General features: G+C 29.5%; 20 protein-coding genes and 1 tRNA gene. 4 read left to right on the forward strand and 17 right to left on the reverse strand.

Translation table 11 applies throughout. From position 1 onward, the window contains the following. Positions 1–649: 649 nt before the first annotated feature. A complete protein-coding gene (locus tag R3X25_RS04135) occupies positions 650–1123 on the reverse strand; it encodes a CYTH domain-containing protein (RefSeq protein WP_317673403.1) in 474 nt (157 codons plus the stop codon). Positions 1124–1283: 160 nt separating this feature from the next. Further along, positions 1284–1365 (reverse strand) — tRNA-Leu (locus R3X25_RS04140). 126 nt (positions 1366–1491) lie between these two features. On the opposite strand from R3X25_RS04140, the gene R3X25_RS04145 reads away from it, so the two are divergent. The 3 genes from R3X25_RS04145 to pth all read left to right on the forward strand — a co-directional run bounded on the left by R3X25_RS04145 (position 1492) and on the right by pth (position 3786). Continuing rightward, positions 1492–2433 (forward strand): ribose-phosphate pyrophosphokinase, encoded by a 942-nt coding sequence (locus R3X25_RS04145; RefSeq protein WP_317672135.1) that lies wholly within the window; start codon positions 1492–1494, stop codon positions 2431–2433. Between the two features lie 22 nt (positions 2434–2455). After that, positions 2456–3085 (forward strand): 50S ribosomal protein L25/general stress protein Ctc, encoded by a 630-nt coding sequence (locus R3X25_RS04150; RefSeq protein WP_317672137.1) that lies wholly within the window; start codon positions 2456–2458, stop codon positions 3083–3085. A gap of 74 nt (positions 3086–3159) precedes the next feature. Beyond that, entirely contained in the window at positions 3160–3786 is a 627-nt protein-coding gene (gene pth, locus R3X25_RS04155; protein ID WP_317673405.1) for an aminoacyl-tRNA hydrolase, read from the forward strand. 311 nt (positions 3787–4097) lie between these two features. Here the strand turns inward: pth and R3X25_RS04160 are convergent, their stop codons facing one another. From R3X25_RS04160 to R3X25_RS04230, 15 genes are all read right to left on the reverse strand, one after another. After that, positions 4098–4550: a 6-carboxytetrahydropterin synthase gene (locus tag R3X25_RS04160; RefSeq protein ID WP_317672139.1), complete on the reverse strand. Its 453-nt coding sequence runs from the start codon at positions 4548–4550 to the stop codon at positions 4098–4100. 9 nt (positions 4551–4559) lie between these two features. Continuing rightward, positions 4560–4742, reverse strand: a complete 183-nt coding sequence (locus R3X25_RS04165; RefSeq protein ID WP_317672141.1) for a hypothetical protein — start codon at positions 4740–4742, stop codon at positions 4560–4562. A 2-nt stretch (positions 4743–4744) separates the two neighbouring features. Further along, positions 4745–5500: an enoyl-CoA hydratase/isomerase family protein gene (locus tag R3X25_RS04170; protein WP_317672143.1), complete on the reverse strand. Its 756-nt coding sequence runs from the start codon at positions 5498–5500 to the stop codon at positions 4745–4747. 11 nt (positions 5501–5511) lie between these two features. Then, positions 5512–6846 carry an MATE family efflux transporter gene (locus R3X25_RS04175; protein ID WP_317672145.1) on the reverse strand — a complete coding sequence of 445 codons (1335 nt, stop codon included), beginning with the start codon at positions 6844–6846 and terminating at the stop codon, positions 5512–5514. Between the two features lie 149 nt (positions 6847–6995). Further along, positions 6996–7496 (reverse strand): GNAT family N-acetyltransferase, encoded by a 501-nt coding sequence (locus tag R3X25_RS04180; protein ID WP_317672147.1) that lies wholly within the window; start codon positions 7494–7496, stop codon positions 6996–6998. 41 nt (positions 7497–7537) lie between these two features. Beyond that, positions 7538–8380 carry an alpha/beta hydrolase family protein gene (locus R3X25_RS04185; RefSeq protein WP_317672149.1) on the reverse strand — a complete coding sequence of 281 codons (843 nt, stop codon included), beginning with the start codon at positions 8378–8380 and terminating at the stop codon, positions 7538–7540. Between the two features lie 3 nt (positions 8381–8383). Further along, entirely contained in the window at positions 8384–11125 is a 2742-nt protein-coding gene (locus tag R3X25_RS04190) for a PD-(D/E)XK nuclease family protein (protein WP_317672151.1), read from the reverse strand. Between the two features lie 76 nt (positions 11126–11201). Continuing rightward, positions 11202–12623 carry an OmpA family protein gene (locus R3X25_RS04195; RefSeq protein WP_317672153.1) on the reverse strand — a complete coding sequence of 474 codons (1422 nt, stop codon included), beginning with the start codon at positions 12621–12623 and terminating at the stop codon, positions 11202–11204. Positions 12624–12743: 120 nt separating this feature from the next. Further along, entirely contained in the window at positions 12744–14132 is a 1389-nt protein-coding gene (locus tag R3X25_RS04200) for an OmpA family protein (protein WP_317672155.1), read from the reverse strand. A 106-nt stretch (positions 14133–14238) separates the two neighbouring features. After that, positions 14239–15618: an OmpA family protein gene (locus tag R3X25_RS04205; RefSeq protein WP_317672157.1), complete on the reverse strand. Its 1380-nt coding sequence runs from the start codon at positions 15616–15618 to the stop codon at positions 14239–14241. A gap of 111 nt (positions 15619–15729) precedes the next feature. Next, on the reverse strand, positions 15730–16923 hold the full coding sequence (gene kbl, locus R3X25_RS04210) for a glycine C-acetyltransferase (protein WP_317672159.1): 1194 nt from the start codon (positions 16921–16923) through the stop codon (positions 15730–15732). A gap of 38 nt (positions 16924–16961) precedes the next feature. Then, complete coding sequence (locus R3X25_RS04215; RefSeq protein WP_317672161.1) at positions 16962–20126, reverse strand: UvrD-helicase domain-containing protein; 3165 nt, start codon at positions 20124–20126, stop codon at positions 16962–16964. A 33-nt stretch (positions 20127–20159) separates the two neighbouring features. Continuing rightward, entirely contained in the window at positions 20160–20780 is a 621-nt protein-coding gene (locus R3X25_RS04220) for a hypothetical protein (RefSeq protein WP_317672163.1), read from the reverse strand. Positions 20781–20830: 50 nt separating this feature from the next. Further along, positions 20831–21265 (reverse strand): TerB family tellurite resistance protein, encoded by a 435-nt coding sequence (locus R3X25_RS04225; RefSeq protein ID WP_317672165.1) that lies wholly within the window; start codon positions 21263–21265, stop codon positions 20831–20833. Positions 21266–21329: 64 nt separating this feature from the next. Continuing rightward, positions 21330–21770: a TerB family tellurite resistance protein gene (locus R3X25_RS04230; RefSeq protein ID WP_317672167.1), complete on the reverse strand. Its 441-nt coding sequence runs from the start codon at positions 21768–21770 to the stop codon at positions 21330–21332. A gap of 89 nt (positions 21771–21859) precedes the next feature. Here R3X25_RS04230 and mfd point away from each other — a divergent pair, with 89 nt between their 5' ends. After that, a complete protein-coding gene (gene mfd / locus R3X25_RS04235; RefSeq protein WP_317672169.1) occupies positions 21860–25192 on the forward strand; it encodes a transcription-repair coupling factor in 3333 nt (1110 codons plus the stop codon).

Genomic DNA, 25192 nt, shown 5'->3' on the forward strand with positions numbered 1-25192 from the left:
TTTTATTCAAAAAAATAAGTGACTATTAAATTCGAATTTGTGTTACTGTAGGTAGCACAAGTTGAAAGCTTCTAATTGAAGCATTTAAAACAGAAGTTAGCTTTAAATTTCGGTTACTTAAACGATAAGCTGTTTTTGAAAATGACTTCCTGATATTCAAAAACCCGAACGTAAAAACATATTTCATAATGTTCAGCTACTCACACAGTTAAGCACTGCCTGATTAACAGTACAAAGGAAGTCTTTTTTTTTATTTATGCAAATTTTTTATAAAAATTTTACATTATTTTTAAGCGATTTAACTTTTTGATTTACAGAGTTTTAAATACTGATAAAGTTGGATTTTAATCTTTTATTTAATCTGCTATAGATTTTTTAACATTAAATGCTTAAAATTTATTCTAATTATTGAAATTATTACAAAATTTTAAATCGATTTTTTTAACGTTTTTATTTTTAAGTAACAACCTAACTAAACCTAAATTCTATCCTTAACATATAATCTAATAGAGCAATAAAAAATGGTGAGGTTAATTTTAGTAAACTAATTAATACTTATAACACTAATCCAAAGAAAAAATAATAGATAGTTCTGTTAAAGAATACTCTTTTATATTTTTGCTGTGTATTTCAACTAATAGACTATTAATTACATCCAATTTTTATAAGGATTTTTCATTAACACCGAGTTGTAATACTTTAGTTGTCCCGTTACCTCTTCTCCTAACCAAGCTGGTTTTATAAAATACTCATCTTCTGAATTTAATTCCACTTCAGCAACTATTAAACCTTTGTTTTCCCCATAAAACTCATCCACTTCAAAAGTGTGTTTTCCAAATTTTACATTAAAACGAGTTTTATCTATAATTCCAGGCTCACTTATTTTTAATAAATCCGTAGCCTCTTCAACAGATATTTCTTTTTCCCATTCAAAACGCGAAGTTCCAGAGTTATTTGTTACGCCTTTAACGGTAATAAAGCCATTATTATCCTTAATTCTTATTCTTACTGTTCGTTCTGGTACTGTAGATAAAAACCCTTGAACAATTTTGCTATTACTATATGATTCTTTTTTAAAATCATTATTTTTAACTAAAAATTTTCTTTCTATTTCTTGTGCCATAAATAATTTATTAAAAAATAAATATTTCATTCTTTCAAATTGCAATGTATAATTATTATTTTTTACTTAAAGCTATACCTTATTTAATTCGAAATTATTATTAGCTCTATTTGAATAATACTAAACAAAAAACCCAACCGAAAAAATCAGTTGGGTTTAGTACCTCGAGTGGGAATCGAACCCACACTCCCGAAAGAACTGGATTTTGAATCCAGCGCGTCTACCAGTTCCGCCATCGAGGCTTTTTTTATTGGTGTGCAAATTTATAAATAATTTTCTACTTAATTGTAAAAAGTTTAGTAAGAAATGCTTAATTACTTTATAAATAATTTTAAATTTGCACCACAACTCAACAACACAACTAAAAAATGATGAATACTCAACTTGCACCAAAGCTATTTGCTTGTAATCAAAGTAAAGTTTTGGCAGAAAAAATTGCAGAACACTACGGTTCACCACTTGGAAATGTAATAATTTCAAAATTTAGTGATGGAGAATTTCAACCAGCATTAGTCGAATCTGTTCGTGGTAGAAGGGTTTTTATAATTGGTTCAACTTTTCCAAATTCAGACAATTTAATGGAAATGCTATTAATGTTAGATGCAGCTAAAAGAGCTTCTGCACGTCATATTACAGCTGTAATTCCATATTTTGGTTGGGCAAGACAAGATAGAAAAGATAAACCCCGTGTAGCAATTGGCGCTAAATTAGTTGCTAATTTATTACAAGCCGCAGGTGCTACTAGAATTATGACCATGGATTTACATGCAGATCAAATTCAAGGTTTTTTTGAAAAACCAGTTGATCATTTATATGCTTCAACTATATTTTTACCTTATTTAAAAAGTTTAAAACTTGAAAATTTAACAGTTGCTTCACCAGATATGGGAGGTTCTAAAAGAGCTTATGCTTACTCAAAATATTTAGAAAGCGATGTGGTAATTTGCTACAAACAGCGTTTAAAAGCTAACGTTATTTCAAGTATGGAATTAATTGGTGAGGTTAAAGGACAACATGTTATTTTAGTTGACGATATGATAGACACTGGAGGAACACTAACTAAAGCTGCTGATTTAATGATGGAAAAAGGAGCTTTAAGTGTACGTGCAGTATGTACGCATCCAATATTATCGGGCGATGCTTACGATAAAATTGAAAAATCGCAATTAAAAGAATTAATAGTTTCAGATACAATTCCTTTGAAAAAAGAGAGTTCTAAAATAAAAGTTGTATCTTGCGCGCCTTTGTTCGCAGATGTTATGCATAAAGTACAGGATAACAGATCAATAAGCGGACAATTTTTAATGTAAATTAATAATAATTATATATAAAATGAAATCGATTACAATCAAAGGATCACAAAGAGAAAGCGTGGGCAAAGCTTCGACTAAAGCCTTACGTAATGCTGGAAAGGTTCCTTGCGTATTATACGGAGGAGAAAAGCCAGTACATTTTGAAACGGAAGAAATTTCTTTCAAAGAATTAGTTTATACTCCAAATGTATATACTGCAATGATTGAAGTAGATGGAACTAAATATCATGCAATTTTACAAGATATTCAGTTTCACCCAGTAAGTGACAAAATTTTACACGTAGATTTTTACCAATTATTTGATGATAAAATGGTAACTATGGAAATACCTGTAAGATTAGTTGGTACTTCTCCTGGAGTAATTAATGGTGGATCATTAAGTTTCCCAATGCGTAAATTAAGTGTAAGAGCATTACCTGCTGATTTACCTGATTTTATTAATGCTGATATTTCTAAATTAAAAATTGGAAACAAAATTGTGGTAACTGATTTAGAAGATGAACATTTTTCTATTTTACACCCAGAAAACACTGTTGTTGTTCAAGTTAGAACTGCACGTAGTGCTGTTATGCCTGAAGACGAAGAGGATGAAGAAGAAGGTGAAGAAGGAGCTGAAGAAGGAGCTGAAGCTGCTGCATCTGAAGAATAAAAAATATTTTTCAAAATATAAAAAAGCGTTGCAATTGCAACGCTTTTTCTTTTTAGTACATTTGCAAAATGCGAATTATTCAATTTATTAAACGTCTTTTTAAAAAAGAAGAAAAAGAATCTATTGAAGACCTTATGAAGAAATATTTAATTGTTGGTTTAGGAAATATTGGCGAAAAATACGAGAATACGCGTCATAATATTGGTTTTAAAATTTTAGATGAAGTAGCTACAAAAGAAGGCATTACTTTTGAAAGTCAAAAATTAGGTTCTATTTCTAAATTTAGATTTAAAGGAAGAACTTTTATTTTATTAAAACCTTCAACCTTTATGAATTTAAGCGGAAAAGCTGTAAAGTATTGGATGACCAAAGGAAAAATAGCTATTGAAAATGTGCTCATAATAACCGATGATTTAAACCTGCCTTTTGGAAGCATTCGTTTAAAAGCTAAAGGAAGTGACGGAGGTCATAACGGTTTAAAAGATATTCAAGCTGTTTTACAAACTACCAAATATCCAAGATTTAGATTTGGTGTAGGAGCTGAATTCTCTAAAGGAAGACAAGTAGATTATGTGTTAGGTAAATGGGACGAAGAAGAATCTAAACAACTTTCTGAACGTTTAGAAAAATCGGTTGAGTTAATTAAATCTTTTGGAACTGCTGGATTAAATAATACTATGAATGCTTTTAACGGAAAGTAGCCCATTTAAATTCAAAAAAACCACCAAACTTTTTATTGTCACTAAACTTTCGTCAACCTAAACTTGATTCAGGTTCGTATAGTAATTTGTTACTATTCTGATGAGATACTGAAACAAGTTCAGCATGACGTAGTGTGAAAAGCTAATTAAATATAGTTATGTTTTGATGGTAATGTTAATCACTTTTTTTAATAAATTATCATCCTAATTTTTAAATGCGTTAGGGATTGAAGCAAGTTACCGTGTAACGCGGAAAGCCCGACCCGTAGGGGAACGCCCAAAAAATAAGCTTTCTTACATCCTTCCTTTAATTAAGCATTATCACTAGCAAACCACTCGGCATGAGAGGTTCCGGTTTCTTGCAATTTTAAAGAATGAAGCTTTATTGTTTCTGGTAAATGCTTTTGAATTTTTTCAACAAAATCTATCAACATCATTTCACTTGTTGGCTGATAATCAACTAAAATTACGTTATGCCCTCTTTTTTCCAGCTCTTCTGCCAGCTCTACATGAGGTGTATTTTTGTTAAAAACAGTAGCGTGATCGAACTTATCTACAATTTCTGATTTTACAATCTTTTTTAAATCTCCAAAGTCAATTACCATTCCGTATTTTACGTTTGAAGTATCTGAAATTGGTGTTCCAATTACTGTGACCGATAATTTATAACTGTGACCGTGAACATTTTTACATTTCCCGTCATATCCATACAACGCATGTCCAGTTTCAAAATCGAATTGTTTTGTTATTCTAATATTGCTCATAATTATAAATTAATCGTCTAAATCTTTTCTGTTTTTTGCTCTATGGTATGTGAAATATGCTAAACCTACCAATAGCACAAATGGTAAATATGTACCTATTACTACTCCTATTTCGTAACCGCTATCTGGAGCATTTTTCATTTTTTCTTCAATATTTACATCTTGAAGCACTAAAATAATGTTTGCTAACATATCTATTTTTTAAATTTTTGAAGTGCTTTTTTAGTTTCTGCCGATAGTACTAATTTCCCGCTAATTTGGGCTCTTTCTTCTAATAAATTATCCCAATTTTCAGTTTCTTTCCAAAGAACCTTCTTTAACGATGCTATAGCTTCCAAAGAATAATTTGATAATTTTTCAGCAAAAAAATCTACTTCTTTATCCATTTCAGAAATTGTTTCAAAAACTTTTGCATACAAGCCTTTGTCTTTTGCCCAATACGCAGTTTGCCAACTTGTAGCATCCAAGGTTAATTCGGTAAACGCTGCTACTCCAATTTTACGTTCTACAGCAGGTTCAATTACAAACGGGCCAATACCTATAGAAAGTTCAGAAAGTTTAATAGAAGCTGCCTCACTTGCAAAACAATAATCACAAGCTGCCGCTAAACCAACTCCACCACCAACTGCTTTACCTTGCACACGACCTATAATAATTTTTGAACACGTACGCATTGCATTAATTACATTGGCAAAGCCCATAAAAAACTGTTTTCCGTCTTCTAAATTATCAATTGCAATAAGCTCATTAAATGATGCTCCTGCACAAAAAGCTTTTTCTTTTTCGCTTTTAAGTACAATAACTCTTACATCTTCATTCTCACTTAATTCATTAAATGCTTTTGTTAATCTATTTAACAATTCTGAAGGAAAAGAATTACTTGCTTCGTGATAAAACTCAACTGTTGCAATTCCGTTTTGTATGTTTGTGTATAAACTTCCGTTACTCATAATTGCCAAAGTTACGTGTTTTTATGCAAATACTTATTTCTAAATTTAATAACTAATATTCCCGATCTTAACAACATCCATACCGTAAATGCAATCCAAATTCCAATTAATTTTAAGTCGAAATAATCTGTAATTAAAAGTACTGGTGTAAAGCCTAAAAAAGTAGCAACAATTAACAAATTACGTAGTATAACAGCTTCAGCAAGACCTTTAAAAATTCCATCAAAAACAAAAGCTACGGCATTTATAGGCTGCATAATTAAAACTATCCAAAACACTTGGTAAAACACATTTAAAACTTGTTCTTCCGAAGAAAATAATCTTCCTATTGGATAATATAAAACTCCACAAATAGCTGCTAAAATTATTGCAATTACTATAGAATATCTGCATAATTTAATGCTTAATTTCCACATTTTCTCATAATTACGCTCACCTAATAATTTTCCTGAAACTATGTTTCCAACACTTGAATAACCATCAATAAAAAAGGCGAAAAACAACCAAATTTGAAATGCTATGGTTTGAGCCGCAATATAATTTTCGCCATACTTTGTTGCATATGAATTTGCTAAATACAACGCTACATTTAACGCTGCTGCTCTAATAAATAAATTAAAACTTATGGATAGTAAATTTTTAATTTCTTTATTGGGTTTGAAAGATAAACGTAAGTTAAAAGGTGTTTTTTTCAAAAGTAAAATAAGCGCCATAATTGCCATAACAGTTTGTGCAATTACACTTGCCCAAGCTGCTCCAGAAACATTCATTGGATCAATAACACCTTCAATTCCAAAAACCAACGCAAAATCTAATCCAATATTTAGCAAAGCGCCAACAATACTAATAACCATTGGCCAAAATGTGTTTTGTAAACCTCTAAACACTCCAAAAACAGAAAAAACAAACAAAGTTAACGGAAAACCAATTGCTCTAATTTTGTAGTATTCTACCGAATATTCTAAAATCAAACCATCGGCATTGTACAATTGAAATATTTGAGTAGCAAACAATAAGGTGACTAAATAAATAGTTGTGCTTAATAAAAGGTTTATTCCAATAATTTGAGCAGGAAGTGTTGCTATTTCGTCTAATTTTTTGGCTCCTAAATATTTTGAAACGGTAGCAGATATAGCTGAACGTGTTTGCGCTAAAATCCATACCAAAGCCGAAATAAATGAACCTGCAATACCAACTGCTGCCAAAGCTTCGGTTGGGTTTTGACCAATATTACCAACTATTGCCGTATCGGTAATTGACAACAAAGGTTCGGCAATTCCGGCAATTAAAGCTGGTAATGCCAATTTGTTAATTCCGGCAAATGTGATGTTTGATTCTTTGTACATTTTTTATACTATTTTTCCGCATACAAATCACTCTGAACGTCATTCTGAATTTATTTCAGAATCTCATCACTTTACTTTTCAAGCATTATGAGAACCTGAATCAAGTTCAGGTTGACAAAACTTCAAATTGATAATTAAAAATTACAAATCTAAAACACTAACTCATAACAGTAAAACGGATACTTACTTTGTTTTGGAAAATAGATTTTTTCTAATTTTTGATAACCTCGTTTTTCATAAAAACGTAGATTTCTTTTATTTTGTCCAAAAGTATCTAATCTAACAGAATTATAGTTGTTGTTTTTAGCAAAATCTTCAGCAAAAGTCATTAATTGTTGCGCAAAACCTTTTCCTTGAAATTTTGGATAAACTGCTAAACGATGAATGTATAAATTGTTTTTATTCTCTGTCAACCATTTTACATTTTCATATTCATCATCTTCAATTTCAGTTAAAACAATAATCCCTGCTAACTCATTTTCAACTTTAATTGTCCAAATTTGATTTAGATTAATATCGTTTTGAAGTACATTTTTTGAAGGATAATGCTCATTCCACTGAAAAATTTCTTGCTCAATTAAATGTTGAGCACAACTTTTAGTGAGTTTATATATTTCTTCTAAATCTTTTTGTGTTGCTTTTGATATCATATTAAATAGATTCCTGCCTTCGCAGGAATGACAATAGAAAATTACTTCTTTAAAAACTCTATTGTTTTATCAACCGTTTCTGCCAAATGCTCTGGCATTACATCTTTTTCCCAAGGTTGTGTACAACCTAAAGGATGGTGCATTCCATTAATAATTAACAGCTCACTTTTAGGATTCCAATTGTGTAAATTTTCAGCTTCAATAGGCGGTACAACTTCATCTAATTCACCTTGAACAATTAAATGCGGAATGTTTATTTTTTTAACTGCGTTTTGTATGGTAAAACGTTCTTCATTCGCTTTAAAATTGGTGTAAAACTGATAATAATGTGGCATTTGTTGCTTGGTTCTAGCGTTTTCTATATACGCAACTCCTTTAAGCTTCCAGCCAGCAATTTTTAATTTTGAAGGAAATCTAGATCCGTAATCTGAAACTCCATTCCAAGAAACCACTTTACTTACTTTTTTGTTTTCTGAAGCTTTAATTGTTACAATTCCACCACCACGAGAATGACCTATTAAGGTGATGTTTTCTGTATCAATTTCATTTTTATATTCTGAAGAAATTATCCAATTAATTACATCTTCTAAATCATCTAATTCAATTTCAAAATTATTATGTCCAAATGCTTCTAAATCTGGAAAATCTATTGGATTTTCAACAGTTCCACCATTGTGTGAAAAATTAAATTTTAAAAAGAAAAAACCTTCTTCAACAAACTTTTCTGCAGCTAAATTCCAAGCTCCCCAATCTTTATAACCTTTATAACCGTGGCAAAATATAATTAACGGCTTTTTTTTGCTGTTTTTATGGTAAAAAACATCGGTTAAAATTGGTTTTTGGTGTGTTGTACTTTTTACAAGTATATTTTTATTAATCTCCATAATTTAAAACGGTAAATCTTTATTTTCAATAAAAGGAATTTCAGGATTTAAAATTTCTTTTACAATTCTATTTAATTCAACCTGAAATTCATCTAATTTTTCTTTAGTAATTGCGTAATCTTTTCCTCGAGGTTTTTCAGAAAAATTCATTTTTAAAAATCCTGGTTTTAAGTTTTTAAACGAAATAATTCCAGCTTCTAATTGATTGCTGAAGTTAAAACTATTTTCGGCAGTAAAAAGTAACGAATACAACATTACTTGCAAGGCTTTTGTGTATTTATAATCATCACTTACCATAGAAAAATCATAAATTCGTAGATCTTTAGCTTCTACTTTTCCTGTTTTATAATCAATAATTCTAGTTACACCGTTTAGCTCATCAATTCTATCAATTTTACCAATAATATTTATTGGAAAATCAATACCATCTACTTTAAATTTAATTTTTAATGATGGTTCTAAATCAATAATTTTTAATTTATTTCCTTTAGAAATTAGTTCTTTTTCTGTTCTTAAAAAACGTTGAATGTTACTTTTACAAACTTCATAAATTAATTTGTTTTTACCCGTTTTAGTTGAACCTTTTCTGTAAAATTCATTAAACTTAATCTCTAACAATTTATCAATATTTTTAAAGAAATTTGAAATATCTTTTTCTGTTATTTCTTTGCCAACAAAAGGCTTGTAAAGTAGTTCTAAAACTTCGTGAATTACGGTTCCCATTGTATTGGCCGCAATAGTCTCTTCAACTTCATCTTGCTCATAAATACCTAAAACACGTTGCTCGTAAAACTGTATTGGATTGTAAATGTATGTTGCCAACGCTGAAGGTGAAATACCTTTTTTAAAAACAGCTTTCAACTTTTCTATAACCTCTGGTGTTTTATTAATTTCTAAAATTTCAGAAGAAATAGGTTCTACAACAGCATTTAATGTCGATTTTTTTAAGGTTTTGTTTTCAATTTCTAATTGTGTAATAAACCTACTTTTTTCACCAGAACCATAACCGTCGGTTTCTGAATTATATAATAAATACACTTTTTTGGCACGTTGAATTAACCGCTGAAAATGATACGAAAAAATAGCATCTTTTTCGTGATATGTTGGCAATCCAAAATGTGTTTTTATATCAAAAGGAATAAAAGATTGTTCACCTTTTCCTGCCGGCAAAATACCTTCATTTAATGATGTTATAATCACATTATCAAAATCTAGTGTTCTTGTCTCTAACATTCCCATTAATTGCAAACCAAGTAAAGGTTCACCTTGAAAAGAAAGTTTTTCGTTATTTAATAATTGCTTATAAAATATGTTAAATGTTTTTAAATCATCGATATAATTATACGTGCCGTTTAAAGTTTCAAGTTGCTGAAAAATTTGATAAAACCTAAATAAATATTCCTTTTCTATTCCTTCAAAATGAGGTTTTAATTCAAGTATTAGTTCTTGGCATTTTTTTATAATACTATTTATTTCTGAAGGGAAATTAAACAACTCAATTACAAATTTTATATTTTCTAATTCAGCTTTGTTTAATAACAATTTTATTACATCTGGATTTATAAAAATATAATTCTCTTTTTTTATTTCTGAAGTTATTTTTTGAAGAATTTCAGTATTATTTTTATTTAAAAATGAATTGTTTAGTAGTTTTAAAATATCTTTAAAATAAAACTCATTTACCTGTTTTTTATCAAATTTTTGCTGATTTAAATACATTTTAAAAATAGTCTCAAACAAGTTTGCTAAAGGAATTTCCTTTAGCGGATAACCCATTGTAATATTTACTCCAGGAATATTATTTGGAAGAGAATTAATAGCTAATGAAAGTAAATTTTCATCCGCTAACACCAATGCTGTTTTATTAAAATTTTTAAAATTTTGTAATAATTCTCCCGCATATTTTAACTGACTTATATTTTTTGGAGCACCAATTATTTCTAGTTCTTGTGCTGTATTTTTAGAATCAATCCATAAAAAAGGATTTGTTTGATAATACGTCCAATTTTTTTGATAGTTTCTCAAAAACTTACCCGATACATTTTTAGGTTGCATCATATTGTTATTAGCATCCCAATAAATTGATGCTAATCCATTATTTAACAATTCTTGTATTAGTTGCTCCTCTGCCTTATTTAATGCATTAAAACCAACAAATACAATGTGATTATCGGTTTGATTGTTTATATAATATTCTAAATTTTCAATTGCTTCTCTATACACTAAACCTTGATACCCAAATTTATTCTTTTTAAGTTTTTCAGTTAATGCTTGGTATAATTCTCCTAGCTGATTAAAAAACTGCAAATAATCTATTGATAATTGACTTGGTTCTTCGGTTTGGAACCAATTATCTAATTTTTTTAGATCACTTAAATTTGAAAACAATGCTTCTGCATCTATTAAATAACTATCTATTTCATTAAAATCATGCAAAACTATGGTTGCCCATTGTGAAAATACTTCAAACGAAACTTGTTCTTCTTTAACAACAACTTTGGTATATACATTATAAAACTCAAAAAGTAATTGCACATTGTCTATTAGTAAAAAATCAGCTAGTTCTTGAATATAGGTTTCAATACTAACTATTTTTGGCAAAAATGAAGTTGTATCTATTTGTTGAATTAATTCATTTTTAATAAATACACAAGCACGTTGACTTGGAAGTACAAATGTTAATTTATTAGTAGGTGTTTGCTTTTTTAAAACATCAGCAACAACTTTTGATAAAAATGATTTCATAGAATTATTTTATAGCTATAAAAATAAAAAAGCCATTTCGAATGAAACGGCTTTTCTAAAATTATTTTACAATTATTTAATTTAATATTTTCACTTCAACTCTTCTATTTTTAGCTCTTCCTTCAGGAGTGTCATTTGGTGCAATTGGCATAGACTCACCAAAACCTTTTACATTTAAATTAAATTGATTAACACCTCTTGAAACTAAATAATTAAGAACTTTATTCACTCTATTTAATGATAGTTTTAAATTAGCCTCTTCTGAACCTTGACTATCTGTATGACCTTGTATTTGAAATCTTAATTCTTTATGAAGCTTCATTAAACTTGCAATTTCATTTAATTGAGGCTCATATTTTTTATAATAAACATCACCTCCTGAAACAAATAAAATACTTCTAGCTAGCTCTGTTAGTTTTGCTTCTAGTTCTTCTTTTTTAAATCCAGGGCAACCATCATTACTTAAAATACCTTTTTCAAATTTACATTTATCAAATTTATCAATAACTCCATCACCATCTGTATCTGGTTCTGGGCAACCATTGTTAGATAATGGTCCTGCAGTTTTCGGACATCTATCTCTTTGATCTATAATACCATCACCATCTGTATCTGGACAACCATTATGTTTTGCTAATCCTTTTATATAAACACATCTATCTAATTTATCTGTAACACCATCTTTATCTGCATCTGGACAACCTTTTAATTCTTTATCACCAAAAACATCTGGACATTCATCTTCAGAATCTGGAATTCCATCTTCATCTGTATCTGGGCAACCTTCAAACTCTGCTAAACCAAAAACAGTTGGGCATTTATCTTTTCGATCATAAACACCATCATTATCTTCATCATATCCACCAAATTTATATATTAAACTTGCAGAATGTTGAAAGTGAGGAAAATTTCCATCGTCAAAAAAATGTTTATAGGCTGTTTGAAATTTTACTCCAAATTTATTGTTTAACCAAATTTTTGCTCCAGCTCCACTATTTAGTGAGATTCCATTTTGTGAACCTTTTGAATTAAATCCAACACCACCAATAAGATAAGGATCAAACCATGCAGTTTCTCCAATTAACCTATTTAAATCGTAGTTAGAATTAACATCAACTGCGAAATAAGATATACTTTCTTCTAAATCATCATTGCCTAACAATATTGACTCTTCTACATTTATATTACCAATTTTACTTAATTTATTAATACTTAATGAAAGTTCTATATTAAAACTTTCGTTCAAATATCTTCCAATACTTAATTTTGATGGTGCTTCAATATAATTGTAATGATCATTTAAATTAAAAAACTCATCAAACCATTTTGAACCAACTCCATCAGTTGTGTTTATGCCATTAACATTTGTAGGATAAAAATCAACTGCGTTTACTCCAAATGCAATTAACCATGGGTTATCTTTATCTTGACTATAACTATTGAAATTAGTTGTTAAAACTATTATAAAAACTAACAAAAATCTTTTTAAATATTTCATTTTCATACATTTATTTTATACTAATTTAGTCTGTTATTATTGAATCTCAAAAAAAAAGGGCATAAAAAAAGCCATTCTTTAACGAATGGCTTTTTTTTATGTTCAAAAGGTAAAGAATAATTAGTCTACTAATTTTACTTCAACTCTTCTATTTAATGCTCTTCCTTTAGAAGTATTGTTAGCTGCAGCTGGATTAGCTTCTCCAAAAGCTTCGGTAGAAATTCTATCAGTTGAAACTCCTTTAGAAATTAAATACTCTTTTACAGCATTTGCTCTTTTTTCAGATAATTTTTGGTTAAATTTAGTGCTTCCTGTGCTATCTGCATAACCAGAGGCAATAGATGTTTTAATTTCTGAATATTTATTCATTATTTCAACAACTGCATCTAATTTAGTAACGCCTTCTGATTTAATTGCTGAACTTCCTATATTAAAATAAACTGTTTGAAAAACACCTTCAATTGCTTTTAAAACTTCAGCAGCTTTTTCTGGACATCCATTATTAGATGCTGGTCCAGCTTCATTAATACATTTATCATCTTTATCTGCAACTCCATCATTATCAGTATCTGGCCAAGGACAACCTTTGTTTTCTTTTGGACCAACTACTTTTGGACAAGCGTCATCTTTATCAACTACACCATCTCCATCTGTATCAGGACAACCATTATTAGCTTTAGTTCCTTTTGCATTTGGACAAGCATCATCTTTATCAGCAATACCATCTGCATCTGCATCAGGACAACCGTTTAATTCCGCTAACCCTGCAATTTCAGGACAAGCATCTTCAGAATCAATAATACCATCGTTATCAGAATCTGGACATCCATTAAATTCTTCTAATCCAAATACATCTGGACATGCATCATTTTTATCATAAATACCATCACCATCTGTATCAGTACCACCAAATTTAATTACAATACCTGCAGAATGTTGGAAATGTTGAATAATACTACTATCAAAAGTGTGTTTGTATTTAGTTTCAATGTTTAAACCAATGTTATCATTAAACCAAATATTAGCACCAACACCACCATTAACAGTACCAGTTCCCCAGTTATCCATCCAAGTGTAACCACCACCAACTGCTAAATAAGGATCAAACCATCCTGTTTCTCCAACAATATTGTTAATATCATATTTTAAAGTTCCATCTAATCCATAATAAGACAAATCAGAAGCACTATTGTCTCCTATATGCTCTATTTTGTTAAGTGAACCTACAGCTTCAAAACTAAACCCTTTAGTAATATATCTCCCAACAGATAATCTTGTAATTGCAGGAATCATGTTATAGTGATCGTCAGCATTAAAAAATTCGTCGTACCAAACTGTTGACCCATGTAATGTTGTTAAATCTGTTGAAGGGGATGCATTTGTAGGATAAAAATCTACTGCATTTACTCCAAAGCCAATTTGCCATGGATTGTTATTATCTTGTGCGTAAGTATTATTAATTGCAATCAAAAGAAAGAAAGCAGCAAATATTATTTTAAATTGTTTCATTTTTTTTTAAAGTATTTTTTTTTCAATATTATTAATTTTAAACTTAAAAAAAACCACAACTAGAGTTATGGTTTTTTTTATATTATTTTTTAAGTTTAGTAAGTTATTAGTCAACTAATTTTACTTCAACTCTTCTATTTTGTGATCTACCTGATCTTGTATTGTTAGATGCAACTGGCATTTCTTCACCATAACCTTTAGCTGTTAAGTTACTTGAAGAAACTCCTTTAGATGCTAAATAATTTTTAACAGCATTTGCTCTTTTACTTGATAATTCTAAATTTAATTTAGCACTACCAACACTATCAGTATGACCTGCAATGTTAAATTTAGCTGTAGAGTATTTTTTCATAATTGAAGCAGCTTCATCTAATTTAGCAACTGTTTCATCTTTAAAAGAATCTTTTCCAGTATCAAAATATACAGTTTTAAATAACTCTTCTAATTTAGCAACTTCAACTTTAGTGATTTCTGGACATCCATTGTTAGAAGCAGGACCTGCAACTTTTGGACAAGCATCATCTTTATCTAAAACACCATCAGCATCAGCATCTGGCCAAGGACAACCTTTGTTAGCTTTTGGACCTGCAACTTTTGGACAAGCATCGTCTTTATCAACTAGACCGTCACCATCAGTATCAGGACAACCGTTATTTGCTTTTGTTCCTTTTGCATTTGGACAAGCATCATCTTTATCAGCAATACCATCAGCATCAGCATCTGGACAACCGTTTAATTCTGCTAAACCAGCAACTTCTGGACAAGCATCTTTTGAATCAATAATACCATCAGCATCTGTATCAGGACAACCATTAAATTCTTCTAATCCAAATACATCTGGACAAGCGTCATCTTTATCAAAAATACCATCACCATCAGTATCAGTACCTCCAAATTTAATTACAATTCCAGCTGCATGTTGGAAATGTTGAGTAATATTACTTTCGAAAGTGTGTTTGTATCTAGTTTCTAAATTTAATCCAATATTATCATTGAACCAAAGGTTGAATCCAACTCCACCATTAAAAGTTCCAGTATCCCAATCATCCATCCATGTGTAACCACCACCAACAGTTAAATAAGGATCAAACCATCCAGTTTCACCGAAAGCGTAATTTAAATCATATTTAACGGCACCATCAACACCGAAATATGATAAATCAGATGCAGATACGTTACCAATATGCTCTATTTTGTTTAAGCTACCACCTACTTCAAAACTAAAGCCATCTGCTAAATATTTACCTACAGTAATTTTAGTTATTGCTGGAATCATGTTGTAGTGATCATCTGCATTAAAAAATTCATCACCCCAACCTGTTGAAAATCCAGCTGGAGAAATCATTCCCTCTGCATTAGTTGGATAAAAATCTACTGCATTTACTCCAAAGCCTATTTGCCAAGGGTTGTTTTTGTCTTGTGCATTAACCTGGTTAAAACCAATTGTTAATAATACTGCCAAAAAGGCAATTTTTAAATGTTTCATTTTCAAAAATTTAAATTTAATGTTCTCTATTTTCACAAAGCACGTAAAATTAACGTACTTAAAAGCAAAAGTACAAAATAATCTTAAATAACTATGTTTTTTAGCTTTTTTCTATATAATATTTAATTTTTCCCCAACTTCTATAAATGAATTTATTGCTTTATCTAATTGTTTTTTATTATGTGCAGCGGATAATTGCACTCTAATTCTGGCTTTTCCTTTAGGTACTACAGGATAAAAGAACCCAATAACATAAATTCCTTTTTTAAGTAATAGATTTGACATGTCTTGAGAAAGCTTTGCATCGTAAAGCATTACTGGAACTATTGCTGAATCTCCTTTTACAATATCAAACCCTGCTTTTAGCATTGCTTCTTTAAAATAATTTGTATTCCACTCTAATTTATCTCTTAATGAAGTGTCTCTAGACAGTATTTCAAAAACCTTTAAAGAAGCTCCAACAATTGTAGGTGCTAATGAATTTGAAAACAAATAAGGTCTAGAGCGTTGACGCAATAATTCAATAATTTCTTTTTTACCGGTTGTATAACCTCCCATTGCACCACCTAACGCTTTCCCTAAAGTCCCTGTAACAATATCAACTCTTCCTAAAACATTTTTCAATTCTATAGTTCCTTTACCTGTTTTACCAATAAAACCTGCTGCGTGGCATTCGTCTACCATTACCAAAGCATTATACTTGTCTGCTAAATCACAAATTTTATCTAAACTAGCAACAACTCCATCCATTGAAAAAACACCATCGGTAACAATAATTTTAAATCGGTGTTGTTTTTTATTTGCTTCAATCAGTTGTTTTTCCAAATCTTCCATATTGTTATTTTCATAACGATAACGTGCTGCTTTACACAACCTAACACCATCTATAATAGAAGCGTGGTTTAAAGAATCGGAAATTATTGCATCTTCGGCGGATAATAACGGTTCAAACACTCCTCCATTAGCATCAAATGCTGCCGCATATAATATGGTGTCTTCAGTTTGAAAAAACTCTGCTATTTTTTGCTCTAATTGTTTGTGAATATCTTGCGTTCCACAAATAAAACGAACCGATGACATTCCAAAACCATGAGAGTCTAATGTGTCTTTTGCTGCTTGAATAACTTCAGGGTTGTTTGAGAGACCTAAATAATTATTTGCACAAAAATTAATCACTTCTTCTCCTGTACTTATTTTAATTATTGCATCTTGTGGTGAAGTTATAATACGTTCAGATTTATATAAGCCTGCATCTTTGATTTCTTTCAATTGTTTTTGCAAGTGTTCTTTTATAGTTGAGTACATAATATTTAGGTGTTAAGTATTTATCAAATTTACTGAAATTATACTTCTTCAATTGTAATTTTATTATCAATATATACTAGTATTTTACTCACTACTTGGTAACCCATATTATTTAAAACTTGAGCATAGTAATTAATTTGTTGATGATATTTTTCTTCTGGTTTACCTGTTTTATAGTCTATTACCGTTGTTTCTCCATTTTTAATTACAATTCTATCTGGAATTAACAACTCATTTTTATCAGTAACTATAGTTCTTTCGTTTAAAACTAAATTGTTTTGTTTAAAATAAGGAGAGAGTTTAGGATGCTCAACTACGGCAATTATTATTTTATTAATTTCTTCAACTTCATTTTTATTTAAACTACCATTAAAAGCATAAGAACTTAATACTTCATCTACATCGAATTTTGTATTAATTTTTGATAAAATTTCATGAATTAAATTTCCGTATTTTATAGCTTCTCCTTGTTCTGTTTCCCATAATAATGAAGAATTTGCAACTACTTTAATATCTAAATTCTCCATAGTATTGCTTATAAACGATACCGGAAAAGTAGTATTGTTTTTTTCTTTTTGGTTAAAAATTACTTTTTGAGGGTTTCCAAATGTAAAATCTCTTTTTTCTCCATCCCAAAGTCCTTTTTCTTTTAAATAATGAATGAAAATTGATGAAGTTGAATTAAAAGTTTCTTCTTTTTTGGGCTTTTCAAAATCGGTAATAACATACAACTGTTCTACTGCTCTAGTTAAGGCCACATATAGTAAATTAAAATTGTCTAGTTCTAATTCTTCTCTTCTTTGATTAAAAATTTGTTCACCTTCTTCTCCAATATAATTTAGTTTTTTATTGTATTTCACCAAAACCGATTTCAATGTATCAGACGCATTATTTTTTAACCAAACTTTTGGATCGATTTGACGATAAACTTCTAAATTGTAAGGGTAAATTACTACTGGAAATTCTAATCCTTTTGCTTTGTGAATAGTCATTATTCTAACTGCGTTACTTGCTTCTGGAGAAACAATACTTAAGTTGTCTTTTTTTAGTTCCCAATATTCTAAAAAATCTAAAATTGATGCTTGGTTTTTTTGTTGAAATTCAAAAACTTCATCTAAAAAAAACTGAATATACGCATCGGGTTTTTCTGAAAGTTTAAATGCTTTAGCCAAATATTCAACAGCTGTATAAAGTGGTTGTTGAATAAAATAATTTTCAGAAAAAAGAATGTTGAATTGCTCTAATTCTTTAAAAAACTCCTCGTTATCTAAATGAACTAAACTACTATAAAATACGTGTTTTGAGCCTGTAATATTAAAATATTTATATAAAAAATAGAGTGCTTTTATTTTATATTCTTTCTCTGAAGGATTCTGAATTACATTCAAAATTTTTAATATAAAATCTACTTTTGGGTTATTATTTATTAGTAAGGTTTCCGACGAAATAATCTCAATACCTTGTTCGGTTAAATAATTAGCAACTTCAACTCCGTGTTTTTTAGTTCTTACCAACACGCAAATTTCATTTTTTTTGAAGTTTGGATCTAGGTTTTGGATTATTGAATGTACTTTTTTTGGAAAAAGGTTTTCTTTATCATTCTCTTCTTCTGGTTTTTCTAAAAAACTTAACTGAACAAATCCTCCTTTATTTTTATTTACTTCTTGATTATTTCCCTGATAAAACAAATCGCTATAATTTGGGTTTGCTAAAAATTTAGACAAATGTGTAAAAAAGCTATTATTAAACTCAATTACTTCAGAACAACTTCTAAAGTTTGTTCCTAAATTTTCAACATTTTTTGGAATATAAAACGGATTGTTTTCTTTTAATTTTTCTTCAGAAGATAAATTAATAAATTGTTCTGCTTTACCTCCTCGCCAGCGATAAATAGATTGTTTTGCATCCCCAACTAGTAATAATTTACCTATATCACCTTGTTCATTTTCACTTGTAATAGCATTGCCAACCAACGGAATTAAATTTTGCCATTGTAATTGCGATGTATCTTGCATTTCATCAATAAAATAGTAACGAAATTTTTCTCCAATACGCTCGTAAATAAAAGGTGCTGGCTGATTTTTTATAGAACTACTTATTATTTTATTGAATTCAGCATTTAATAATATGTTGTTTTCAGATTTCAGCTCCTGCAAACTGTTATGAATATAATTTAATACTGAAAGCGGTATTAAACCTTCAATTACCAAACTATTAAAAATATATTCCCCAAACTTTTGCTCATATAAATCTTTAGATTTATAATAAATATGTCTTAATTCTTCTGAAATAGCTTCAATTATTCCTTTGGTTGAAGCATCGCATTTTGCCGTATAAAAATTTTTGTTTTCTTCAATAGTTTTATTTAACCTTCCTTCAAATTTTATCTCTTCAACCTTTAAATGTTTAATTTTAGTAAGCTTTATTAAAAATTTTGGAAGATCTGAATATGAAAACTGGTTGTGTTGCAATCCATTATCGCTTATCAATCTTAAACCTTCCTCTCCAATCGCTTTAAATTCTTCTTCAATTAATTTGTTTATTTTTTGAAGTTCACTTTTTAAATCGTTCATTTCATTTATAGAGACTTTTTTTAATTGCTCTAAATGGTTAGAATGATTTTCATTCAAAATAATTTTTGCAAAAGATTTTAATTCGTTTCCTATATCCCAAGATTTATCGTCTTCTAATTTTTGAACAGCATATTTAATTAGTAAATCTGTAAGTTCTTTGTTTTCTCCAATTTTAGAAATTACCACATCAACTGCTTCATTCAACAATGTTTGTGCATCTAATTCTACATCGGCATTTACGGGTAAATTTAAATCGTATGCAAATGTTCTAATTAATTTATAATTAAAGCTATCTATAGTTGTAATGTTAAAAGCTGAATAATTTTGTAGAATTGCGTTCAAAATAGTTTTGCTTCGTTTAAATACAACTTCATTAGTAAGGTTACATTCTGAAGTAATTAAACCTAACATATCGGTTTCTTGCTCTTCAGAAAAAGATTGAAGGTTTTTTAAAACACGTTCTTTCATTTCAGCGGCCGCTTTATTGGTAAAGGTTACTGCTAAAATTTGCTGAAATTTAAACGAATTGCTACTTGATAAAAGAATTTTTAAATATTCTTTTACCAGCGTAAATGTTTTACCGCTTCCTGCTGAAGCATTGTATACTTGAAAAGTTGGTGATTCTTGCATTCTAACAATTTTGCAATGCAAGTTAATAATTTATTAGTTACAATGTTTTAAACTTTTATTCCATTTAGAGCCGCTTTTACTTCCTCCTCCATTAGAATTTAATTTAAAAACAACGCCTAGAGAGTAATAAAAATGCGAATACAATTTATAATCATCTGAATTATACTTGTATAAACCTTGCGCATTGATTCCAATTGAATCACTAATCCAATAGTTTGCTCCTATTCCCGAATTAAATGTTCCTCCTCCATAAAAAACACTAGAATAACCTGCACCTATTAATAAATAAGGTTGAAACTTTTTTTCAGGTTTTAAAAAACTGTATTGCGCATGTAAATCAAAAGCATAATAAGTTCTATTCTCTACGTCAACATCTCCAAATTTTGAAATGGTATTTAAAGAAAAAGCAGCATCAAAAGAAATTTTATGTTTCCAATAATACGTAGCATTTATTCTTGGACCTCCTACATTCCAATGATCTTTAGAGTTAAAAAGTTCATTCATAAAACCTCCATCGTTTCCATTTGGCATATCTTCAATAGGAAAATAATCGATAGCATTTAAACCTAAACCAATAACAAATCTATTGTTTTCGTCTTGAGCGTAGCTAATAAGGCTAAAAAATAGCAATAGTACTGTAATTCCTTTTTTCATAGGGAAAATTTTAGTGTAGTTAGAATTTAAACGAGTTTTGAACAGATATATTATATTCTGTTTACGTATTTAATGGCTTTATTGAAATCTTCTAAATCATTATCATTCATTACTAAATGAATAGCTTCATCAGAAACTTTATCAACATTATCAGTTGGAAAACCTAGACCAACACATATTTTACGTAGTACTTTAGCCTCGTCACCCGTTGCGCTATCGTCTGCAAAAATCATTCTAGCATAGTCATATAAAAGCTCAATTCTATCATCGTAATTATGTGGAGTTGTAACAGGATAATCTACATAATTTTCTAGAATATCATCATACTTCTCTTCTAAAATATGAAGGTTTTTAGCAATTCTTTTAAGTAGTTTTTCTTCACCTTCACTTATTGTTCCATCTGCCATAGCAAGTTTTACAACTCCTGCAAAGTGATTAATGTTATGTTTCTGATCTCCAGTTAAATTGTAGTTTGAAATACTCATGCTTATTTTTTTAGTCTGCACAAATATAACCAAACAAATAAATAATTACGTACTAAACTTTTTTTTAGGGACTTACAGAATCCACCTTTTTAATTTTCTTTTTAAAATCATCTATATCTGGCTCTTTTAAAAAGAATTTTATGGCTTCTTTTACAATACCTCTAGCATTTTCAACCGGAAAACCAAGTCCAACTGCTATTCTATCCATAATAGATGTTTTATCAATAGTTGGGTTTTTATCTAAAAATAACATTTTTGTTAAATCGTATAAACGTTCAAGACGCTCATCGTAGCTAACTGGTGGATTTTCAGGATAATTATTTGGGTTTTTAAGTATCTTTTGAAACTCTTCTTTAGATATATCAAGTCTTCTAGCCAATCGCTTTAATAATAAATGTTCGTCTTCATCAATCTTATTATCGCGTAAAGCTAACCTAACTATTGTAGCAAAATGCCCAATATTTTGTTCGTGTAACCCTGTTGGGTATAAATCAGAAATAGACATAACTTATTCATTTAAGTGTTAGTACTTTAAATTTACGAAATATTTTTCAGTTTTCTATAAAATACTACCTTTGGCAAAATTTTTAACTTTTGAGTAAACAAACCGTACTAAAAGTTTATGAGCAAGTTGTTAAGGAAAAACAATTAGCTCCCTTACTTTCACAGCAAAATCACCATCTTCAACTTTCGAATTTGGTTGGATCGTCATTGTCTTTTATTATCTCTGAAAGCTTTAAAACAGTAGAAAAACCGTATCTTTTAATTTTTAATGATAAAGAAGAAGCTGCATATTATTTAAACGATTTTGAAAATCTTTTAAATGAAAAAGATGTACTTTTTTATCCTGGATCTTACCGAAGACCTTATCAAATTGAAGAAGTTGACAATGCCAATGTTTTATTACGTTCTGAAGTTTTAAACAGAATAAATTCAAGAAAAAAACCTGCAATAATTGTAACATATCCTGATGCACTATTTGAGCAAGTTGTTACCAAAGCAGAGTTAAATAGAAACACTTTAAAAGTTGGTGTTGGCGATAATCTAGATTTAGATTTTGTAAACGAAACTTTGTTTGAATACAATTTTAATAGAGTAGATTTTGTAACTGAACCTGGCGATTTTTCGGTGCGTGGTGGAATTATTGATGTATTCTCTTATTCTCACGATGAACCTTACAGAATTGAATTTTTTGGCGATGAAGTTGATAGTATTAGAACCTTTGATATTGAAACACAACTTTCTACCGAAAAATTAAAAAAAGTAAGTATACTGCCAAATGTTGAAGACAAAACTTTAAATGAAAAACGTGAAAGTTTTTTAAAATACATAGCCAGTAATACGGTAATATTTTCAAAAAATAAAAGTCTACTTTTAAGCAGATTGAACAAACTTTTTGTAAAAGCTGAAGAAGCGTTTGAAAAATTAAATACTGCCATAAGCCATTCTAAACCGAACGAGTTATTTTGCAATGGAGAATTGTTTCAAAAACAATTAAAAGACTTTAATCTGGTTGAGTTTTCGCCTTTAAAAACTTCAGAAAATAATGTTTCATTCAACACAAAACCTCAACCTTCTTTTAATAAACAATTTGATTTATTAATTGAAGATTTACGAAAAAATACTGAAAACGGATTTAATAACTACCTATTTTGTGATACGCAAAAACAAGCAGATAGATTTGATGAAATTTTTAATGATGTTGACCATAAAGTTGAATATAAAGCTATTATTTTCCCATTATACCAAGGTTTTGTTGATGTAGAAAACAAACTGGTTTGTTATACCGATCATCAAATATTTGAACGTTATCATAAATTCCGTTTAAAAAATGGGTTCGCAAAAAAGCAATCCATTACTTTAAAAGAACTAACTAGTTTAGAAATTGGAGATTTTGTAACACATATTGACCACGGAATTGGAAAGTTTGGCGGACTTCAAAAAATTGATGTCGAAGGCAAAAAACAAGAAGCTATAAAATTAATTTACGGAGATAGAGATATTTTATACATAAGTATTCACTCACTTCATAAAATAAGTAAATACGCTGGTAAAGATGGTACCGCTCCAAAATTGTACAAATTAGGTTCTGGTGCTTGGAAAAAGCTGAAACAAAAAACAAAAACGCGTATACGTCATATTGCATTTAATTTAATTGAATTGTATGCAAAACGTAAAATGAAAACTGGTTTTCAGTACAACCCTGATAGTTACTTACAACACGAACTTGAAGCTAGTTTTTTATACGAAGATACTCCAGATCAACTTTCGTCTACACAAGATGTAAAAAAAGATATGGAAAGCCAACAACCAATGGATCGCCTTGTTTGTGGTGATGTTGGTTTTGGTAAAACCGAAATTGCCATTAGAGCAGCTTTTAAAGCAGTTGATAACGGTAAACAAGTTGCTATTTTAGTGCCAACCACTATTTTAGCTTTTCAGCATTTTAAAACTTTTAGCAAGCGATTAGAAGATTTTCCAGTTCACGTTGAATATTTAAACCGGTTTAGAACCGCAAAACAACGCCGTGGTGTTATTGAAGGTTTAGCCGATGGAAGTGTAGATATTGTTATTGGAACGCACCAATTAACCAACTCTTCTATTCAATTTAAAGATTTAGGTTTGTTAATTATTGATGAAGAACAAAAGTTTGGTGTTGCTGTAAAAGACAAATTAAAAACTATAAAAGAAGATGTTGATACGCTAACATTAACCGCTACGCCTATTCCAAGAACCTTGCAATTTAGTTTAATGGCCGCTCGAGATTTATCGGTAATAAATACACCTCCGCCAAACCGTGTTCCAATTGAAAGTAATGTAATTCGTTTTTCTGAAGAAACAATTCGCGATGCTATTCGTTATGAAATTCAGCGTGGTGGACAAGCATTTTTTATTCATAATAGAATTGAAAATATTAAAGAAGTTGCCGGAATGTTGCAACGCTTGGTTCCTGATGCAAAAATTGGAATTGGTCACGGACAAATGGATGGTAAAAAGTTAGAAGAATTAATGCTTGCTTTTATTAACAATGAATTTGATGTTTTGGTTTCAACAACCATTATTGAAAGTGGTTTAGATGTACCAAATGCCAATACTATTTTTATAAACAATGCCAATAATTTTGGACTATCAGATTTACATCAAATGCGTGGTAGAGTTGGTAGATCAAACAAAAAAGCGTTCTGTTATTTTATAACGCCGCCTTACCATATGATGAGTGATGATGCTAGAAAACGTATTGAAGCAATTTCTATGTTTACCGATTTAGGTAGCGGAATTAACATTGCAATGAAAGATTTAGAAATTCGTGGAGCTGGTGATTTATTGGGTGGTGAACAAAGTGGTTTTATTAATGATATTGGTTTTGATGCATATCAAAAAATACTAAATGAAACTATTGAAGAATTAAAAGAGAATGAGTTTAAAGATTTATATAAAGAAGAGGCTACCGGTAAACCAAAAGAATACGTAAAAGAAATACAAATTGACACTGATTTTGAAATACTTTTCCCAGATGATTATATTAATGTAATTTCAGAAAGGTTAAATCAATACAATGAGCTATCTAATTTAGAAACCGAAGAGCAATTACTTCAATTTGAAAAAGAATTAATTGACCGTTTTGGAGAATTACCAACTCAAGTTGTAGATTTGTTAAATAGTGTACGCATTAAATGGATTGCAAAAAAATTGGGTATTGAACGCTTAATTTTGAAGAAAAAAAGAATGATTTGCTACTTCTTATCCAATCAACAAAGCGAATTTTATAGTACTTCAACTTTTAAAGATGTAATTAATTATACGGCAAAAAACCCAACAACTTGTGTAATGAAAGAGAAAGAAACTAAAAAAGGATTGCGTTTACTATTAACTTTTATTAGAATAGACTCTATTGAAACTGCTTTAAGTGTATTAAAAAAAATATAA

Origin of the sequence: Lutibacter sp. TH_r2, from assembly GCF_033101135.1 — a bacterium.
In the GTDB taxonomy this organism is placed as follows: domain Bacteria; phylum Bacteroidota; class Bacteroidia; order Flavobacteriales; family Flavobacteriaceae; genus Lutibacter.

Bases quoted from the DNA above. Each gene is read 5' to 3' on its own strand.
- R3X25_RS04135 (WP_317673403.1), bottom strand. From the start codon at position 1,123: ATGGCACAAGAAATAGAAAGAAAATTTTTAGTTAAAAATAATGATTTT.
- R3X25_RS04145 (WP_317672135.1), top strand. From the start codon at position 1,492: ATGATGAATACTCAACTTGCACCAAAGCTATTTGCTTGTAATCAAAGT.
- R3X25_RS04150 (WP_317672137.1), top strand. From the start codon at position 2,456: ATGAAATCGATTACAATCAAAGGATCACAAAGAGAAAGCGTGGGCAAA.
- R3X25_RS04160 (WP_317672139.1), bottom strand. From the start codon at position 4,550: ATGAGCAATATTAGAATAACAAAACAATTCGATTTTGAAACTGGACAT.
- R3X25_RS04165 (WP_317672141.1), bottom strand. From the start codon at position 4,742: ATGTTAGCAAACATTATTTTAGTGCTTCAAGATGTAAATATTGAAGAA.
- R3X25_RS04170 (WP_317672143.1), bottom strand. From the start codon at position 5,500: ATGAGTAACGGAAGTTTATACACAAACATACAAAACGGAATTGCAACA.
- R3X25_RS04175 (WP_317672145.1), bottom strand. From the start codon at position 6,846: ATGTACAAAGAATCAAACATCACATTTGCCGGAATTAACAAATTGGCA.
- R3X25_RS04180 (WP_317672147.1), bottom strand. From the start codon at position 7,496: ATGATATCAAAAGCAACACAAAAAGATTTAGAAGAAATATATAAACTC.
- R3X25_RS04185 (WP_317672149.1), bottom strand. From the start codon at position 8,380: ATGGAGATTAATAAAAATATACTTGTAAAAAGTACAACACACCAAAAA.
- R3X25_RS04190 (WP_317672151.1), bottom strand. From the start codon at position 11,125: ATGAAATCATTTTTATCAAAAGTTGTTGCTGATGTTTTAAAAAAGCAA.
- R3X25_RS04195 (WP_317672153.1), bottom strand. From the start codon at position 12,623: ATGAAATATTTAAAAAGATTTTTGTTAGTTTTTATAATAGTTTTAACA.
- R3X25_RS04200 (WP_317672155.1), bottom strand. From the start codon at position 14,132: ATGAAACAATTTAAAATAATATTTGCTGCTTTCTTTCTTTTGATTGCA.
- R3X25_RS04205 (WP_317672157.1), bottom strand. From the start codon at position 15,618: ATGAAACATTTAAAAATTGCCTTTTTGGCAGTATTATTAACAATTGGT.
- kbl (WP_317672159.1), bottom strand. From the start codon at position 16,923: ATGTACTCAACTATAAAAGAACACTTGCAAAAACAATTGAAAGAAATC.
- R3X25_RS04215 (WP_317672161.1), bottom strand. From the start codon at position 20,126: ATGCAAGAATCACCAACTTTTCAAGTATACAATGCTTCAGCAGGAAGC.
- R3X25_RS04220 (WP_317672163.1), bottom strand. From the start codon at position 20,780: ATGAAAAAAGGAATTACAGTACTATTGCTATTTTTTAGCCTTATTAGC.
- R3X25_RS04225 (WP_317672165.1), bottom strand. From the start codon at position 21,265: ATGAGTATTTCAAACTACAATTTAACTGGAGATCAGAAACATAACATT.
- R3X25_RS04230 (WP_317672167.1), bottom strand. From the start codon at position 21,770: ATGTCTATTTCTGATTTATACCCAACAGGGTTACACGAACAAAATATT.